Genomic DNA, 15,330 nt, shown 5'->3' on the forward strand with positions numbered 1-15,330 from the left:
GCCACCCCGAGCCCCGATACGGCAACCGGCCGACGATGAAGGACGTCGCCGCTCGTGCCGGAGTCGGTCTCAAGACCGTCTCACGGGTGGTCAACGGCGAGCCGGGCGTCACGCCCGACACGGAGCGCCGGGTGCAGGAGGCCATCGAGGCCCTGGGGTTCCGCCGCAACGACAGTGCGCGTGTGCTGCGCAAGGGCCGTACCGCCAGCATCGGCCTGGTCCTGGAGGACCTCGCCGACCCGTTCTACGGGCCGCTGAACCGCGCGGTGGAAGAGGTGGCCCGCGCCCATGGCGCCCTGCTCATCAACGGATCGAGCGCGGAGGACCCCGAGCGCGAGCAGGAACTGGTGCTCGCGCTGTGCGCCCGCCGGGTGGACGGGCTGATCGTGATCCCGGCCGGTGACGACCACCGCTATCTGGAACCCGAGATCGCCGCCGGGGTCGCCACCGTCTTCGTCGACCGGCCCGCCGGGAAGATCGACGCGGACATGGTGCTCTCGGACAGCTTCGGCGGCGCGCGCGACGGCGTCGCCCATCTCATCGCCGGGGGCCATCGCCGGATCGGCTTCATCGGGGACCAGCCGCGCATCCACACGGCCACCGAGCGACTGCGCGGCTACCACGCGGCGATGACCGAGGCGGACCTGACGGTGGAGGACGCCTGGGTCTCGCTCGGCGTCACCGAGGCGGAACGGGTCCGTGCCGCGGTGGGGGCCCTGCTGGACGGACCGGAACCGGTCACCGCGATCTTCGCGGGCAACAACCGTGTGACGGTCACCGCCGTACGGGTCCTGGCGGAGCGCGATCAGCCGGTCGCCCTGGTCGGTTTCGACGACATCGAACTGGCCGACCTGCTGGGCATCACCGTGATCGCCCAGGACGCGGCGGCGCTGGGACGCACCGCCGCCGAAACGCTCTTCCGCCGACTGGACGGGGCGAACGACGCACCGTCCCAGAAGGTGCTGCCGACCCGGCTCATCGCGCGCGGCTCGGGCGAGATCCCGCCCGCATAACGGCAGTTCGGGCACAGTCCGGCCCCCGTCGTCGACGACGGGGGCCGGACAGGCCCTGACCGGGCAGGCCTCAAGGGGCCGTCACCGTCAGGTCCGCGCGGCGCGGGCTCGCGAAGCCGTCCAGGTCGGCGCGGGTCAGGCCGGTAAGCCCGGTGACCTCCGCGGAGTCGAGGGCGCCGCAGTCCAGACCGCGCAGCAGGTAACCGCTGAGCGCCTTGGCGGTCGCGGGCTCGTCCATGACGTCGCCGCCGGCCTTGGCCACGTACGCGGCGAGCCGGGCGGCGGCGGGCTCCAGGCCCTCGCGGTAGAAGGCGTACACGGCGGCGTACCGGGTCGGCAGATGAGCCGGGTGCATGTCCCAGCCCTGGTAGTACGCACGGGCCAGCGCACGGCGGGTGAGGCCGTAGTGCAGCCGCCAGGCCTCGTGGACGTGCTCGGTCGTCCCGATCGGCAGCACATTGGTGGAACCGTCCGAGACACGGACGCCGGTACCGGCCGCCGCCACCTGCATCACGGCCTTGGCGTGGTCGGCGGCGGGGTGGTCACTGGCCTGGTGGGCCGCGCTGACGCCGACGCAGGCGCTGTAGTCGAAGGTGCCGTAGTGGAGTCCGGTGGCCCTGCCCTCCGCCGCGGTGATCATCCTGGCGACGGCGGCGGTGCCGTCGGCGGCGAGGATGGACTGGCTGGTCTCGATCTGGATCTCGAAGCCGATCCGCCCGCCGGGCAGGCCGTGGGCCTCCTCGAAGGCTTCGAGGAGCCGGACGAACGCGGTGACCTGCTCGGGATAGGTGACCTTGGGCAGGGTCAGGACCAGCCCTTCGGGCAGCCCGCCGGCCTGCATCAGCCCGGTGAGGAAGATGTCCGTGGTGCGGATTCCGCGGTCGCGGACCGCTGCCTCCATACACTTCATGCGGATGCCCATGTACGGGGCGGCCGTGCCGTCGGCGTACGCCTCGGCCACCAGTCGGGCGGCGCGGGCCGCCGCCGCGTCCTCCTCGGCGTCGGGGCGCGGGCCGTAACCGTCCTCGAAGTCGATGCGCAGGTCCTCCACGGGCTCGCGCTGCAGTTTGGCGCGCACCCGCTCGTACACCGGGCCCGCCAGTTCGGTACCGATTCCGAGGAGCGCGGCGAAGGAGCCGGCGTCCGGCGCGTGTGCGTCGAGCGAGGCGAGGGCCTGGTCGCCCCAGGAGCGGACGGTCCGGGGCTCGAACGCGTCCCCGGGTACGTACACCGTATGGACGGGCTGGCGGGTTCCGGGGTCCCCCGGGTAGTGGCGCGCGAGCTCCTCGTCGACGGCGACGAGGGAAGCGCTGATGTCCTCGCTGACCGCGCCGGCCAGGCTCGTCGCCACCTTCTCCTGCTGACCCATCCTGCATCCTCCTGTTTTCCGCTCATCGGAATAAATAATCCGTACAGCGAAGTTAATGGGCGGTCATGATCTGCGTCAATGGGTGCCCGAAACGGCCGGGGGCCGCGCGGCGAAATTCGCCACGCGGCCCCCGGCCGTACGGAATACGCTGGTCAGCCCTTGCGCGAGGTGACTTCCTCGGTGAGCTGCGGGACGACCTGGAAGAGGTCACCGACGACGCCGTAGTCGACGAGGTCGAAGATCGGGGCCTCGGCGTCCTTGTTGACGGCCACGATGGTCTTCGAGGTCTGCATACCGGCGCGGTGCTGGATCGCACCGGAGATGCCGTTGGCGATGTAGAGCTGCGGCGAGACGGACTTGCCGGTCTGGCCGACCTGGTTCGAGTGCGGGTACCACCCGGCGTCGACCGCGGCGCGCGAGGCGCCGACGGCCGCACCGAGGGAGTCGGCGAGGGCTTCGATGATGTGGAAGTTCTCGGCGCCGTTGACGCCCCGGCCGCCGGAGACCACGATCGCGGCCTCGGTCAGCTCCGGGCGGCCCGTCGACTCCCGCGGCGTACGCGAGACGATCTTGGTGCCGGTGGACTTCTCACCGAAGGAGACCGTCAGGGCCTCGACGGTGCCCGCGGCCGGGGCGGCCTCGACCGGAGCCGAGTTGGGCTTGACCGTGATGACCGGAACGCCCTTGCTGACACGGGACTTGGTGGTGAACGACGCGGCGAACGCGGCCTGCGTGGCCACCGGACCCTCGTCACCGGCCTCCAGGTCGGTGGCGTCGGTGATGATGCCGGAGCCGATACGGACCGCGAGGCGCGCCGCGATCTCCTTGCCCTCGGCGGACGAGGGGACGAGGACCGCGGCCGGGGAGACCGCGTCGTAGGCGGCCTGCAGCGCGTCGACCTTCGGCACGACGAGGTAGTCGCCGAACTCGGGGGCGTCGGCGGTGAGGACCTTCACCGCGCCGTGCTCGGCGAGCGCGGCGGCGGTGGCCTCGGCGCCGGAGCCGAGCGCGACGGCGACCGGGTCACCGATCCGCCGGGCCAGCGTCAACAGCTCCAGGGTGGGCTTACGGACGGCACCGTCGACGTGGTCGACGTAGACGAGAACTTCAGCCATGACAATGCTCTCCTGCTGCGAATACGAAGAATCTGCGGGCGATCAGGCGGATGGAGGGGGCTCGTCGAGCCTCAGATGAACTTCTGACTCACCAGGAACTCCGCGAGCCGCTTGCCGCCCTCGCCCTCGTCCTTGACGATCGTGCCCGCGGTGCGGGCCGGACGCTCCGTAGCGGACTCCACCTTGGTCCAGGCGCCTTCGAGACCGACCAGGTCCGCGTCCAGGTCCAGGTCCCCCAGGTCGAGGGCCTCGACCGGCTTCTTCTTGGCGGCCATGATGCCCTTGAAGGACGGGTAGCGGGCCTCGCCCGACTGGTCCGTCACCGACACGACGGCAGGCAGCGAAGCCTCCAGCTGCTCGCTGGCGGTGTCTCCGTCCCGGCGGCCCTTGACCGTGGTGCCGTCGACCGAGACCTCGGAGAGCAGGGTGACCTGCGGGACGCCGAGCCGCTCGGCGAGCAGCGCCGGAAGCACACCCATGGTGCCGTCCGTCGACGCCATGCCGCAGACGACCAGGTCGTAGCCGGTCTTCTCGATCGCCTTGGCGAGAACCAGCGACGTACCCATCACGTCGGTGCCGTGCAGATCGTCGTCCTCGACGTGAACAGCCTTGTCCGCACCCATCGACAGCGCCTTGCGCAGCGCGTCCTTCGCGTCCTCGGGGCCGACGGTGAGCACGGTGATCTCGGCGTCGTCCGCCTCACCGGCGATCTGGAGCGCCTGCTCCACCGCGTACTCGTCGAGCTCCGACAGCAGACCGTCGACATCGTCACGGTCCAGCGTCAGGTCATCGGCGAAATGCCGGTCGCCGGTGGCGTCGGGCACGTACTTCACACAGACAACGATCCTCAAGCTCACGCCGGCTCTCCTACTGCATCGTCTTTTCCGGGCTGCCTTGTTGCTCGCAGCATAGGCGCCTGTTGGGGCGATTTCCGGTCGGGGGTTCCGACTCCCCCACCAAAATATTACTCGTCAGTACATCCAGAATGTACCCAGTGAGCAAGCGCTTTGAACTGTGACCTGGGCAACGCCGACCGCCCGGTCACGCAGGAGGTTCTCAGTCCCGGAGCGCGGTGAAGCGGCCCTGGTGGTAGAGCAGCGGGCGCCCTGCCCCGGCCGGGTCCCCGGCGACGGCCTCGGCGATCACGATGCGGTGGTCCCCTGCGGGAATCCGCGCCACCACCCGGCAGACCAGCCAGGCCAGTACGCCGTCCAGCAGCGGCACACCCTCGGGGCCGCTGCGCCAATCGGTGGGTGCGGCGAACCGGTCGGCACCACTGCGCGCGAAGGTGGCGGCCAGCTCCTGCTGGTGCTCGCCGAGTATGTGCACGCCGACGTGCTCGGCCTCGGCCACCACCGGCCAGCTCGACGAGCCGGTCCCGACGCCGAAGGAGATGAGCGGCGGCTCGGCGGCCACCGAGTTGAGCGAGGTGGCCGTGAAACCGACAGGCCTGTCACCGGCCGCGGTGATCACCGCGACACCGGCGGCATGCCTGCGGAAGACCGAGCGGAGCAGCGCGGAAGCGGCGGGCCGGTCGGTGGGAGTCGTCGGAGCTGCTTCAGAAGTCTGAGCCGTCATGGAATGGTGTTCCTTCTGCGGTGTCGGCGAACGGGACCCGGAGTGTTCAGACACCCGGACAGCGCCCGTCGGCGGTGCGGGCGAGGCCCGTGGGGGCCCAGCCGTGAAGAAGTCGGCCGTAGGGGCGAAGCAGCTGCGACATAGCGTCAGATTGACGACACGAGAAGCGCCCAGTCAAGAGCGTCGCGGAATGTAGGAGATCGATCACGGCGCGTCAGACCGCGTGTCCCAGAGCGGCGATGACATCGGCGCGACGCGGCTGGCCCGAGGCGCGGCGGACGATCCGGCCGTCCGCGTCGAGCACCAGCACCGTGGGGGTCTTCCGGATGTCCAGTTGCCGCACGAGGCCCAGCTGCGCCTCGGCGTCGAGCTCGACGTGGGCGACGCCGTCGACCATGGCGGCCACTTCCTCCAGTGTCCGCCGGGTCGCCCGGCAGGGCTGGCAGAAGGCGCTGGAGAACTGGACGAGCGTCGCCCGTTCCCCCAGCGGTTCACCCAACTCGCGGGCGCTGAGCAGCACTTCGCTGTCGCCTGCGCGCACCTTCGGTCTCCGTTCGCTTCGCCGCCGTACCGGTCCGGCAGCGCGCGGGTCCGCGCGTACCGTCACACGCCGCGGTTCAGCGTGTCGCCTCATTGCAGCACCCACCTGGCCACGGTGATTCCCGCGGTCGCGTGGAGAACCGCCCCCGGCTCCGGCCGCACCGCGTATCCGCTGTTGAGGCGTGGTGCGGGCGCTCTTTTGACGACGTGACAAGAATCTCGCGGCCCGGCGACACCAGGGGTGGCTACTCTGGACGCCATGGGGCACGATCTGCCCAATGCCGAAAACCTACGGCAGCGTAACTTCCGCCGGGGGACACATCCCCGGGCACAGAAGGGTCTTTTCCAGATGGCAGAACTCGTCTATCGACCGGTCATCGGCGCCGCTCGCGGTCTGTTCAAGGCGCTCGACCTGAAGATCGATACACAGGGTTCCGAGCACATCCCGCGCTCCGGCGGGGCCGTGCTCGTCAGCAATCACATCGGCTATCTGGACTTCATCTTCGACGGCCTCGTCGCGCTCCCGCAGAAGCGTCTGGTCCGCTTCATGGCGAAGGAGTCGGTGTTCCGGCACAAGATCTCCGGGCCGCTGATGCGCGGGATGAAGCACATCCCGGTGGACCGCAAGCAGGGCGAGGCCGCCTACCGGCACGCCCTCACGGCGCTGCGCTCCGGCGAGATCATCGGCGTCTTCCCCGAGGCCACCATCTCGGAGTCCTTCACGCTCAAGAGCTTCAAGTCGGGCGCCGCGCGGCTGGCCCAGGACGCCGGCGTACCGCTGATCCCGATGGCGCTGTGGGGCACCCAGCGGCTGTGGACCAAGGGTCGGCCGCGCAACCTCAAGCGCAGCCACATCCCGGTGACGATCCGGGTCGGCGAGCCGATGGAGGCGCCCACCGACGAGTACGCCGGGGCGATCACCCGCCGGCTGCGCGAGCGGGTGCAGGAACTGCTCGAAGCAGCCCAGCGCGCCTATCCGGTACGCCCGAAGAACGCGGCGGACACCTGGTGGGTCCCGGCGCATCTCGGCGGCACCGCGCCGACCGCCGCGCAGGTGCGCGAGGCCGGCTGACCCAGCGGAAACGTCTCTCCCGGGAGCGGGACGGCCCGCTCCCGCCTCAGAGCGCGGCGGGGAGCGTACGCGCGAGATACGGACGGTCCGGCGCCGCCCGCAGCACGGCCAGTACGGCCGGGTGCGGAGCGGCGTACAGCGTCGGGTAGTCCACTTCTCCGTGCTCGGGGCGCACGGTCCAGGCCGTGCGGCTCCCGTCCGGGCAGAACTGCGCGTCGACACCCGGTTTGTTGCCGCGTGCGTCCTGGCGGGCCCAGCTCCGCCGACCGGGCAGCAGTACGGCGACCAGGCCGTGGATCACCGGATGTGTTCCGTCGTCGTCCGCGAGCCGCTGGTAGCAGAGGGCCGCGGGAAGAGACTCGGCGCGCAGCAGCGCCGCCAGGGCGTGGGATTTGGCGTAGCAGATGCCGGTGCGCTGCCCGATGACGTCGGAGGCGCGCCAGGTGACACGCGGATCGCCCGAGTCGTTCGAGTGCGGAATCGCGTCACGTACCCATTCGAACGCCGCTTTGGCGTATGAGTATGCGTCGGTGGCGTCGCGGCGCAGCCGGGCCGCCGTCTCCCGGACGAGCGGGTGCCCGTGGTCGATGCTCTCGTCAGCGGCCAAGTACGCGGCGGGTTCGGGTACTTCCTGGATCAGCTCCATGACGGGCGAGGGTACGAGTGCGGCCGACCGGAGTCAATTGATTTCCGGTCGGCCGCATATTCATACATGGAAAGTCGGCTGCACGCCCTAACGGGCCAGCTCTTCCTTCAGTGCCATCAGGAACCCGTCCACGTCTTCCTCGGTGGTGTCGAAGGAGCACATCCAGCGGACGTCGCCCGCGGGCTCGTCCCAGAAGTAGAAGCGGTACCGCTTCTGCAGCCGCTCGCTGACGTCGTGCGGCAGCCGCGCGAAAACGGCGTTGGCCTGGACGTCGTAGAGGATCTCCACGCCGTCCGTCCCACGCACTCCGGCCGCGAGCCGCTGGGCCATGGCGTTGGAGTGGCGGGCGTTGCGCAGCCACAGGTCGCGGGTGAGCAGCGCCTCCAGCTGCACCGAGACGAAGCGCATCTTCGAGGCGAGCTGCATCGACATCTTCCGCACATGCTTCATGTGCCGTACCGCGTCCGGGTTCAGGACCACGACGGCCTCACCGAAGAGCATGCCGTTCTTCGTGCCGCCGAACGACAGGATGTCCACGCCCACGGCGTTGGTGAACGCCCGCATCGGTACGTCGAGCGAGGCCGCGGCGTTGGCTATCCGGGCCCCGTCGAGGTGCACCTTCATCCCGTAGCCGTGGGCGTGGTCGCAGATCGCCCGGATCTCGTCAGGTGTGTAGACGGTGCCGAGTTCGGTGTTCTGGGTGATCGACACGACCTGCGGCATGGCCCGGTGCTCGTCGTCCCAGCCGAATGCCTGCCGGTCGATGAGCTCGGGGGTGAGCTTGCCGTCCGGCGTCGGCACGGTCAGCAGCTTCAGCCCGGCCATCCGCTCCGGCGCGCCGCCCTCGTCCACGTTGATGTGCGCGGTCTCCGCCGCGACGACCGCACCCCAGCGGTCGGTGAGCCCCTGGAGGGCGACCACATTGGCCCCGGTCCCGTTGAAGACCGGGAACACCTCCGCGTCCGGCCCGAAGTGGCTGTGGATCAGCCGCTGGAGGTGGTCGGTGTACGCGTCGCCGCCGTACGCCACCTGGTGCCCGCCGTTGGCCACGGCGAGCGCCGCGAGGATCTCGGGGTGCGCTCCGGCGTAGTTGTCACTGGCGAAGCCGCGCACCTGCGGGTCGTGGTGGCGTACGGCATCGGTCTTCACGGCGCGGGGGTCAGCCACAGGCGCTTTCCATTCACTTCTCCGGCGGGCTGCTCCCAGACACCGGCGATGGCCTCGGCCAGCTCCAGGACGTCGGTGAAGCCCGAGAACTTCGCGTTCGGGCGCTCGGCGCGCATCGCGTCGTGCACCAACGCCTTGATGACCAGCACGGACGCGGCTGCCCGCGGTCCGGCCTCGCCGCCCGCCTTGCGGAAGGCGTCGCCGAGCGCCAGCGTCCAGGCTTCCGCGGCGGCCTTCGAGGCCGCGTACGCGGCGTTGCCCGCCGTGGGCTTGGAGGCACCGGCCGCGCTGATCAGCACATAGCGACCGCGGTCGCTGCGCAACAGCGCGTCGTGGAAGGCGAGCGAGGTGTGCTGCACGGTTCGGATGAGCAGCCGCTCCAGCGTGTTCCAGTCGCGGAGGTCCGTCTCGGAGAACGTGGCGCTGCCGCGCCAGCCGCCGACCAGATGCACCAGACCGTCGATCCGGCCGAACTCCGACTCCGTCCGGTCGGCCCAGGCGCGGGTCGCGTCCAGATCGAGCAGGTCGACGGGCTCACCGATGACGGTGGCCCCGCCGTGTGCGTAACGGGCCGCGTCGACCGCTTCGGCGAGGCGGCCCACATCGGCGTCGGCACCGATCACGGTCGCTCCGGCCTCGGCCAGTCTCAGCAGCGCGGCCCGGCCCGCGGGCCCTGCCGCGCCGGCCACGGCGACCACGGCTCCGTCCAACATTCCCTTACCCATTGCCTTCGCCTCCTCCGTACGAGCACTCACGCGGCTTCCCGCTCGGGAGTACCCGCCGCCGTGATCCCCTTGGTGGAGGCGACCACGGTCTTCAGCTTCTTGGAGAGCGCCTCGTAGAACATGCTGAGCGGAAACTCGTCCGGAAGCACGTCATCAACAAGTTTACGCGGTGGCTGGCTCAGATCCAGGGCGTCCGGACCCTTGGCCCAGCGCGATCCGGGGTGCGGGGACAGATAGCGGGAGACCAGGTCGTACGCGGCGAACCAGTGGACGAGCTTGGGGCGGTCGATTCCGGCCCGGTAGAGGTCCTCGATCTCGGCGCAGAGCTGGTTGGTGACCTGCGGGGCCCGCTCCCAGTCGATCGTCAGGGTGCTGTCGGTCCAGCGCACCACGTCGTGCTGGTGGAGGTAGGCGAAGAGCAGCTGGCCGCCGAGTCCGTCGTAGTTGCGTACGCGCTCGCCGGTCACCGGGAAGCGGAACATCCGGTCGAAGAGCACGGCGTACTGGACGTCGCGGCCCTGTCCGAACCCGTCGGCCTCCAGCTTCACCGCCTCCCGGAAGGCCGTGAGGTCGCAGCGGAGCTCTTCCAGGCCGTACATCCAGAACGGCTGACGCTGCTTGATCATGAACGGGTCGAACGGCAGGTCCCCGTGGCTGTGGGTGCGGTCGTGGACCATGTCCCACAGCACGAACGCCTGCTGGCAGCGCTCCTGGTCGGCCACCATCTCCCGGATGTCGTCGGGGAGTTCGAGGCGGAGGACGTCCACAGCGGCCTCCGTGACCGCGCGGAACCGGGCGGCTTCGCGGTCACAGAAGATACCGCCCCAGGTGAAGCGGTCGGGAGCTTCGCGGACGGCGATGGTCTCCGGGAAGAGCACCGCGGAGTTGGTGTCGTATCCGGCGGTGAAGTCCTCGAAGGTGATCCCGCAGAACAGCGGGTTGTCGTAGCGGGTCGCCTCCAGCTCGGAGAGCCACTCGGGCCAGACCATGCGGAGCACGACCGCTTCGAGGTTGCGGTCCGGGTTGCCGTTCTGCGTGTACATCGCGAAGACGACCAGGTGCTGGAGGCCGTCCGCACGCCGGGCCGCCGGATGGAAGGCGAGCAGCGAGTCCAGGAAGTCCGGGACCGTGAAGCCGCTGTCGGCCCACTTCCGCAGGTCGGCGACGAGCGCCCGGTGGTACGCGGCGTCGTGCGGCAGCAGCGGGGAGAGGGCGTCGACCGCGCCGGTCACGCGGGAGAGCGTCGCCTCGGCGGTGGCGCGGGTGGGCGCGCCTTCGGCGTCGAAGTCGATGGAACCGTCCGGGGACTGCCAGGGCCGGATCTCCTCGACGGCCTTCTTGAGCACGGGCCAGGCCGGGTGCTCGACTACGCGACGCGCACCGGATATGCCGCCGTCGACCGTGTCCTGCACAAGAATTTCCGTCATGTCACTTCCCTCACAGGAGAATCTAGCGTCAAGACACCGTATCCGGGTTCGGATCATGCGTTCAAGAGTCCTCTCAATAAATTATCCCGCCCAGCCCCCTTGATCGCAGCGAATCTTCCCGCCGGAAGGGCAACAGGTGGCGGCTTTCCCCATACAGGACGGGATACAGGGCGGGAAAATCCGACCCGTCAACGGAGATCCAGCCGCGCCCACCCCTGGGTGAAGAAGACCGTCCACGGTGTCCGCGACAGGTAGGACGGACGGGTTCCGACCGTCCTGACATCTCTGGAGCCTGGCGCGTGAGTATCCGAGCCGTTCTTGTCGCCGCTGTCGTCACCGGCCTGATCCTGGGGATCGCGGGGGCCCGGGCCGGCTTCTCGGCCGCGCCCCGCGAGCCCGGGACGACAGCGCGGGCGGACCGTTAGGCTGCGGCCCTGCCCAGTGGGTAGCAATCCCGTGGGCAGCAATGCCACGCGAGAGCCGCCGTCGACGGAAGCGAGAGAACCTTGAGTCTCCTCATCATCGGACATCGCGGGGTCATGGGCGTCGAGCCGGAGAACACCCTGCGGTCCTTCGTACGCGCGGAACACGCGGGGATGGACGCCATCGAGCTCGACCTGCATCTGAGCAAGGACGGCGCACTCGTCGTCATGCACGACACCGAAGTGGACCGCACGACCGACGGCAAGGGAGCCATCGCCGACAAGACCCTCGCCGAACTGCGGGAACTCGACGCGGGCCAGGGCGAGCGGATCCCGGTCTTCGAGGAGGTGCTCGACGCCGTCCGCTCACCGATCCAGGCGGAGATCAAGGACGCCGCCGCCGCGCGCGCACTGGCGCAGGTGATGCTGCGGCGCGATCTCGTCGGCCGCGTCGAGGTCTCCTCGTTCCACGACGAGGCGGTCGCCGAGATCGCCGCACTGGTTCCGGGCGTACGGACCGTGCTCATCGCCAGCCGCTGGGGCGCCGACGTGGTGGACCGGGCGAAGGCCGTCGGCGCCGCGACGGTGGCGCTGAACATCCGCAGGCTGACCCTGGAGATCGTCGAGCGGGCACACGCGGAGGGCCTGAAGGTGCTCGGCTGGGTGGTGAACACCCAGGACCATCTCCGGCTCGTGCGTGCGCTGGACCTGGACGGTGCGACCACCGACTATCCGGAGATCAGGCGCACCGGGCGGTTCACCGCCTGAGGACCGGCCCTGAGGATCCGTGGCGATCCCGGCCGGACCGGGGGCGGCCCATGAAGCCCGGGAGCGGCCGGGAGCCGGTACGCAGACGGCTCACAGCCCTTCCGGAAGCGGGTCCTGGAGCGGCTTGACCAGCAGTTCGAACTGCAGGTCGTCGCGGAGCGGTATGCCGAAGCGCTCGTCGCCGTACGGGAACGGTGTCATCTTTCCCGTACGGTGGTAGCCGCGCCGCTCGTACCAGGCGATCAGGTCGTCGCGGACCGAGATCACGGTCATGTGCATCTCCCCGACGCCCCACTCCTCGCGCACCCGGCGCTCGGCCTCCGTGATGATCTGCCTGCCGAGGCCGCCGCCCTGGAGGCCGGGGCGCACGGCGAACATGCCGAAGTACGCAGCCGGGCCCCGGTGCTCCAGCTGACAGCAGGCGATCGGCTCGCCGTCGCGTTCCACCAGGAGCATCCGGCTGCTGTCGGCCGCGATGACGGCGCGCACTCCCTCCGGGTCGGTGCGCTGCCCGTCCAGGATGTCCGCTTCCGTGGTCCAGCCGGTGCGGCTGGCGTCGCCGCGGTAGGCCGACTCGATCAACCTGACGAGCGCAGGTACGTCGGACTCGGCTGCGTCCCGGAAAGTGAGCTGGTCGGGGGCGGTGTCCATGGGGTGATGTCTCCCGTCGAAAGCGGTCCTGCGATGCCCAGACAGTAACGCGCCCGCGACGCGCTCCCCCTTTACCCCCCTGCGCTCGCGTGCGCTCCGGCCACGGTGGGAATCGATGCGTCGAGATGCCGACACGTCGAACGGGGAGGTGCGCCGTGCACGGATCCGCAACGCCCGGCTGGCTGCTGATGGCGTTGAGCGCGGCGACGGGGGCCTACTGCCTGCTGCGGCTGCGCAGCAGTTCACCGGGGGCGCGGACGGCGGCCGGGAGCGAGGCGGTCATGGGGTTCGGCATGGCGGCGATGGCCCTGCCCGCCGCGGTGGCCCCACCCCCCGCCTGGGGGTGGGCGGTCTTCGCCGTGGTGTTCGGGGGCGGCGCGCTGCGGGCCCTGTGGCTGGCCCGTACCGGCGCACACCATCTGCATCATCTGATCGGTTCCCTGGCCATGGTCTACATGGCGGTGACGATGGCCCCCGGGAGCGGCGGTCACGGCGGACACATGGAGCATGCGGCAGGCGGGATACCCCTGGTCACCGGGGTGCTGCTGGCCTATTACGCGGGGTACGTGCTGCGTACCGGCGCCGCTCTGGTGCCGGTGGCCGCACCGGTCGCGGCCGGGGGTCCGGACAGCGGGGCCCACGGCGGTGGCGCCGGCGGCTGGGGCGCGCGCCCCGAACTGGCACTCGCCTGCCGGCTCTCGATGGGGATCGCCATGTTCGCGATGCTCCTGTCGCTGTGAAGCCGGTCTCGGCACGGCGACCTCGCAGCCGGTGGGGCGAGACCCGGCGAATCGGCATCCAAACTTCGGGGGAGGCCTGCGTGACCGTGTCCTGCGTCACTTGCGGAGCCAGCCCATACCCCGGCGCCGTTCCGCGCTCATAAACTGATGCCCATGGTGGTCTCCCTAGCGCTGTTGCTACTCGGAGCCGTGGCTGCAGTTGCGGCACCGCGGCTTCTGGCGCGCGCTCAATGGCCGGACCGGGAGCCGGTGGTGGCGCTGTGGGTGTGGCAGTGCGTGGTGGCCGCGGTCCTGCTCTGTTTCGCACTGGCGATGACGTTCAGCGCGGCGGCGGCCTGGCAGCTGGTACGGGGGAATCTCTTCGCACCCGCGCCGCATGCCGTCGTGGAGGCCTACGCCCTCGGTACGTACGCCCAGTGGTCCGCGGCGACAGCGATGGTGCTGGCGGCCGGTGGCATCTGGACAGCGGCGATGCTCACCCGCGAGATCCGTCGGGCGCGGGCTTCTCGCCGCCGGAGCCGCCGTGAACTACTGGTGCGCGCACCGGTGTTGCCGGGCGAGGAGCCCGGCAGCGACCGTCTCGTCGTACTGGAGGGTGAGCGGCCCGACGCCTGGTGGCTCCCTGGTACGGCTCCCCAGCTGGTCATCACCACAGCTGCTCTGCGGGGGTTGAAAGGCCGTCAGCTCGACGCGGTACTCGCCCATGAGCAGGGCCATGCGCGGGCCCGTCACGACTGGCTGCTGCACTGCTCGGCCGCGCTGGCGGTGGGCTTCCCGCAGATCCCGGTCTTCGCGGCCTTCCGCAACGAGATGCACCGGCTGGTGGAGCTCGCTGCCGACGATGTGGCGTCCCGCCGCTTCGGGCGGCTGACCATTGCCCTCGCACTGGTCCAACTCAACGAACACCGTGGGGTGTTCGGCCCCTGCCCGACACCCGGCGCGGAGCTGCCGCGACGCGTCGACCGGCTGCTGAACGCGGCGCCGCGCCTCACCACGGCCCGTCGGCTGCGACTCACCGCCGCCGCCTCGCTGGTGCCGGTGGTCCCCCTGCTGGTGGCCTTCGTGCCCGGACTGCGGGCGCTCGGCTAGGGAGATCGGTCAGGGCCTTCGCGCATCCCCGCCGACGCGCCGCTGGGGAAGAATGCGGCCATGACGATCAAAGCTGTGTTGTTCGACTTCTCCGGAACGCTCTTCCGGATCGAGCCTGTCGCCGTATGGCTGCGGACGGTTCTGGACGAGGCGGGTATCGCCGTGAGCCCGGAGGAATTCAGCCGCTACGAGGAGGGGCTGACCTTCTACGGCGCGCTCCCGGGCGGCCCGGCGGCGCGCCAGGTACCGTCTGCTCTGGCCGAGTTGTGGGCCTCGCGCGACCGTACCGCGGAACACCACCGCGCCGCTTTCACAGGTGCCGCACGCCAGGTCGGCCTGCCTGATCCGGCCCTGTACGACGCGCTCTACGAACGGCACATGACCCCGGCCGCCTGGAGCCCGTACCCGGATACCGTCGAGGTGCTGGAGACGCTGCGCCGGCGTGGCATCCCGGTCGGTGTGGTGAGCAACATCGGGTGGGATCTGCGGCCGGTGTTCCACGCCCACGGGCTCGATCCGTACGTGGACACCTACACCCTCTCGTACGAGCACGGCGTCCAGAAGCCCGACCCCCGGCTGTTCCGCACCGCCTGCGAGGCGCTCGGCCAGGATCCGCACGACGCCCTGATGGTCGGCGACGACCGCCGTGCGGACGGTGGCGCGCGGGACGCGGGATGTGCGGTGCACTTCGTGGACCATCTGCCGGTCGAGGACCGCCCGGACGGGCTCCTCCCGGTCCTGGACCTCACCGGCTGACCCGGAACCGCGACCGCGGGGGCGGAGCCGGAGGACGGAACGGGGACCCGGTGCGACGCCCTCACCACGGACAGAGCGACAGCAGACAGAGCAACAGCAGACAGAGCGACAGCAGGTTCAGCAACAGCGAGCAGCAGGCAACAGGCGGAACGGCAGCCTGAACACCCGGACCGGACGATCCCCCGCGTCGCCCGGTCCGGGCGAAATCCCGCAGAACAGCCCCTGACGGGGCCCTTTGCAGGATGCGCTGAT

The 15,330-nt window shown here is 70.3% G+C and carries 17 protein-coding genes; 7 read left to right on the forward strand and 10 right to left on the reverse strand.

Annotated elements, in window-relative coordinates; translation table 11 throughout:
• The first annotated feature begins 35 nt into the window (after window positions 1-35).
• Window positions 36-1,013 carry a LacI family DNA-binding transcriptional regulator gene (locus tag NBY69_RS11185; RefSeq protein ID WP_250300862.1) on the forward strand — a complete coding sequence of 326 codons (978 nt, stop codon included), beginning with the start codon at window positions 36-38 and terminating at the stop codon, window positions 1,011-1,013.
• A 70-nt stretch (window positions 1,014-1,083) separates the two neighbouring features.
• Here the strand turns inward: NBY69_RS11185 and NBY69_RS11190 are convergent, their stop codons facing one another.
• From NBY69_RS11190 to NBY69_RS11210, 5 genes are all read right to left on the reverse strand, one after another.
• On the reverse strand, window positions 1,084-2,382 hold the full coding sequence (locus tag NBY69_RS11190) for a DUF6986 family protein (protein ID WP_250300553.1): 1,299 nt from the start codon (window positions 2,380-2,382) through the stop codon (window positions 1,084-1,086).
• A 152-nt stretch (window positions 2,383-2,534) separates the two neighbouring features.
• Entirely contained in the window at window positions 2,535-3,497 is a 963-nt protein-coding gene (locus tag NBY69_RS11195) for an electron transfer flavoprotein subunit alpha/FixB family protein (RefSeq protein WP_250300555.1), read from the reverse strand.
• A 71-nt stretch (window positions 3,498-3,568) separates the two neighbouring features.
• The gene (locus tag NBY69_RS11200) at window positions 3,569-4,354 is read right to left on the reverse strand and encodes an electron transfer flavoprotein subunit beta/FixA family protein (RefSeq protein ID WP_250300557.1); all 786 of its coding nucleotides are present in this window, start codon (window positions 4,352-4,354) and stop codon (window positions 3,569-3,571) included.
• A gap of 199 nt (window positions 4,355-4,553) precedes the next feature.
• Window positions 4,554-5,075: a flavin reductase family protein gene (locus tag NBY69_RS11205; RefSeq protein WP_250300559.1), complete on the reverse strand. Its 522-nt coding sequence runs from the start codon at window positions 5,073-5,075 to the stop codon at window positions 4,554-4,556.
• 214 nt (window positions 5,076-5,289) lie between these two features.
• Window positions 5,290-5,709, reverse strand: a complete 420-nt coding sequence (locus NBY69_RS11210) for a thioredoxin family protein (RefSeq protein WP_250300560.1) — start codon at window positions 5,707-5,709, stop codon at window positions 5,290-5,292.
• Window positions 5,710-5,964: 255 nt separating this feature from the next.
• On the opposite strand from NBY69_RS11210, the gene NBY69_RS11215 reads away from it, so the two are divergent.
• Window positions 5,965-6,687, forward strand: coding sequence for a 1-acyl-sn-glycerol-3-phosphate acyltransferase (locus NBY69_RS11215; RefSeq protein ID WP_250300562.1), 723 nt, complete (start codon window positions 5,965-5,967; stop codon window positions 6,685-6,687).
• 46 nt (window positions 6,688-6,733) lie between these two features.
• Here the strand turns inward: NBY69_RS11215 and NBY69_RS11220 are convergent, their stop codons facing one another.
• From NBY69_RS11220 to NBY69_RS11235, 4 genes are all read right to left on the reverse strand, one after another.
• A complete protein-coding gene (locus NBY69_RS11220) occupies window positions 6,734-7,333 on the reverse strand; it encodes a transglutaminase family protein (RefSeq protein WP_250300564.1) in 600 nt (199 codons plus the stop codon).
• An 87-nt stretch (window positions 7,334-7,420) separates the two neighbouring features.
• The gene (locus NBY69_RS11225) at window positions 7,421-8,482 is read right to left on the reverse strand and encodes a low specificity L-threonine aldolase (RefSeq protein WP_250300863.1); all 1,062 of its coding nucleotides are present in this window, start codon (window positions 8,480-8,482) and stop codon (window positions 7,421-7,423) included.
• On the reverse strand, window positions 8,479-9,225 hold the full coding sequence (locus tag NBY69_RS11230) for an SDR family NAD(P)-dependent oxidoreductase (protein ID WP_250300566.1): 747 nt from the start codon (window positions 9,223-9,225) through the stop codon (window positions 8,479-8,481). The genes NBY69_RS11225 and NBY69_RS11230 overlap by 4 nt, the downstream gene beginning before the upstream one ends.
• 26 nt (window positions 9,226-9,251) lie before the next feature.
• Window positions 9,252-10,652: a DUF6421 family protein gene (locus NBY69_RS11235; protein ID WP_250300569.1), complete on the reverse strand. Its 1,401-nt coding sequence runs from the start codon at window positions 10,650-10,652 to the stop codon at window positions 9,252-9,254.
• A gap of 299 nt (window positions 10,653-10,951) precedes the next feature.
• Between NBY69_RS11235 and NBY69_RS37325 the strand changes: the two genes are divergently transcribed.
• Window positions 10,952-11,077: a hypothetical protein gene (locus tag NBY69_RS37325; RefSeq protein WP_266644287.1), complete on the forward strand. Its 126-nt coding sequence runs from the start codon at window positions 10,952-10,954 to the stop codon at window positions 11,075-11,077.
• Between the two features lie 114 nt (window positions 11,078-11,191).
• Window positions 11,192-11,842, forward strand: coding sequence for a glycerophosphodiester phosphodiesterase family protein (locus NBY69_RS11240; protein ID WP_250300864.1), 651 nt, complete (start codon window positions 11,192-11,194; stop codon window positions 11,840-11,842).
• Between the two features lie 90 nt (window positions 11,843-11,932).
• Here the strand turns inward: NBY69_RS11240 and NBY69_RS11245 are convergent, their stop codons facing one another.
• The gene (locus NBY69_RS11245) at window positions 11,933-12,493 is read right to left on the reverse strand and encodes a GNAT family N-acetyltransferase (RefSeq protein WP_250300570.1); all 561 of its coding nucleotides are present in this window, start codon (window positions 12,491-12,493) and stop codon (window positions 11,933-11,935) included.
• Window positions 12,494-12,648: 155 nt separating this feature from the next.
• Here NBY69_RS11245 and NBY69_RS11250 point away from each other — a divergent pair, with 155 nt between their 5' ends.
• From NBY69_RS11250 to NBY69_RS11260, 3 genes are all read left to right on the forward strand, one after another.
• Window positions 12,649-13,233 carry a DUF5134 domain-containing protein gene (locus NBY69_RS11250; protein WP_250300573.1) on the forward strand — a complete coding sequence of 195 codons (585 nt, stop codon included), beginning with the start codon at window positions 12,649-12,651 and terminating at the stop codon, window positions 13,231-13,233.
• A gap of 153 nt (window positions 13,234-13,386) precedes the next feature.
• Window positions 13,387-14,322, forward strand: coding sequence for a M56 family metallopeptidase (locus NBY69_RS11255; RefSeq protein ID WP_250300574.1), 936 nt, complete (start codon window positions 13,387-13,389; stop codon window positions 14,320-14,322).
• A 60-nt stretch (window positions 14,323-14,382) separates the two neighbouring features.
• Window positions 14,383-15,078 carry an HAD family hydrolase gene (locus NBY69_RS11260; protein ID WP_250300576.1) on the forward strand — a complete coding sequence of 232 codons (696 nt, stop codon included), beginning with the start codon at window positions 14,383-14,385 and terminating at the stop codon, window positions 15,076-15,078.
• Window positions 15,079-15,330: the final 252 nt, after the last annotated feature.

The organism is Streptomyces sp. A 4/2 (assembly GCF_940670765.1).
In the GTDB taxonomy this organism is placed as follows: domain Bacteria; phylum Actinomycetota; class Actinomycetes; order Streptomycetales; family Streptomycetaceae; genus Streptomyces.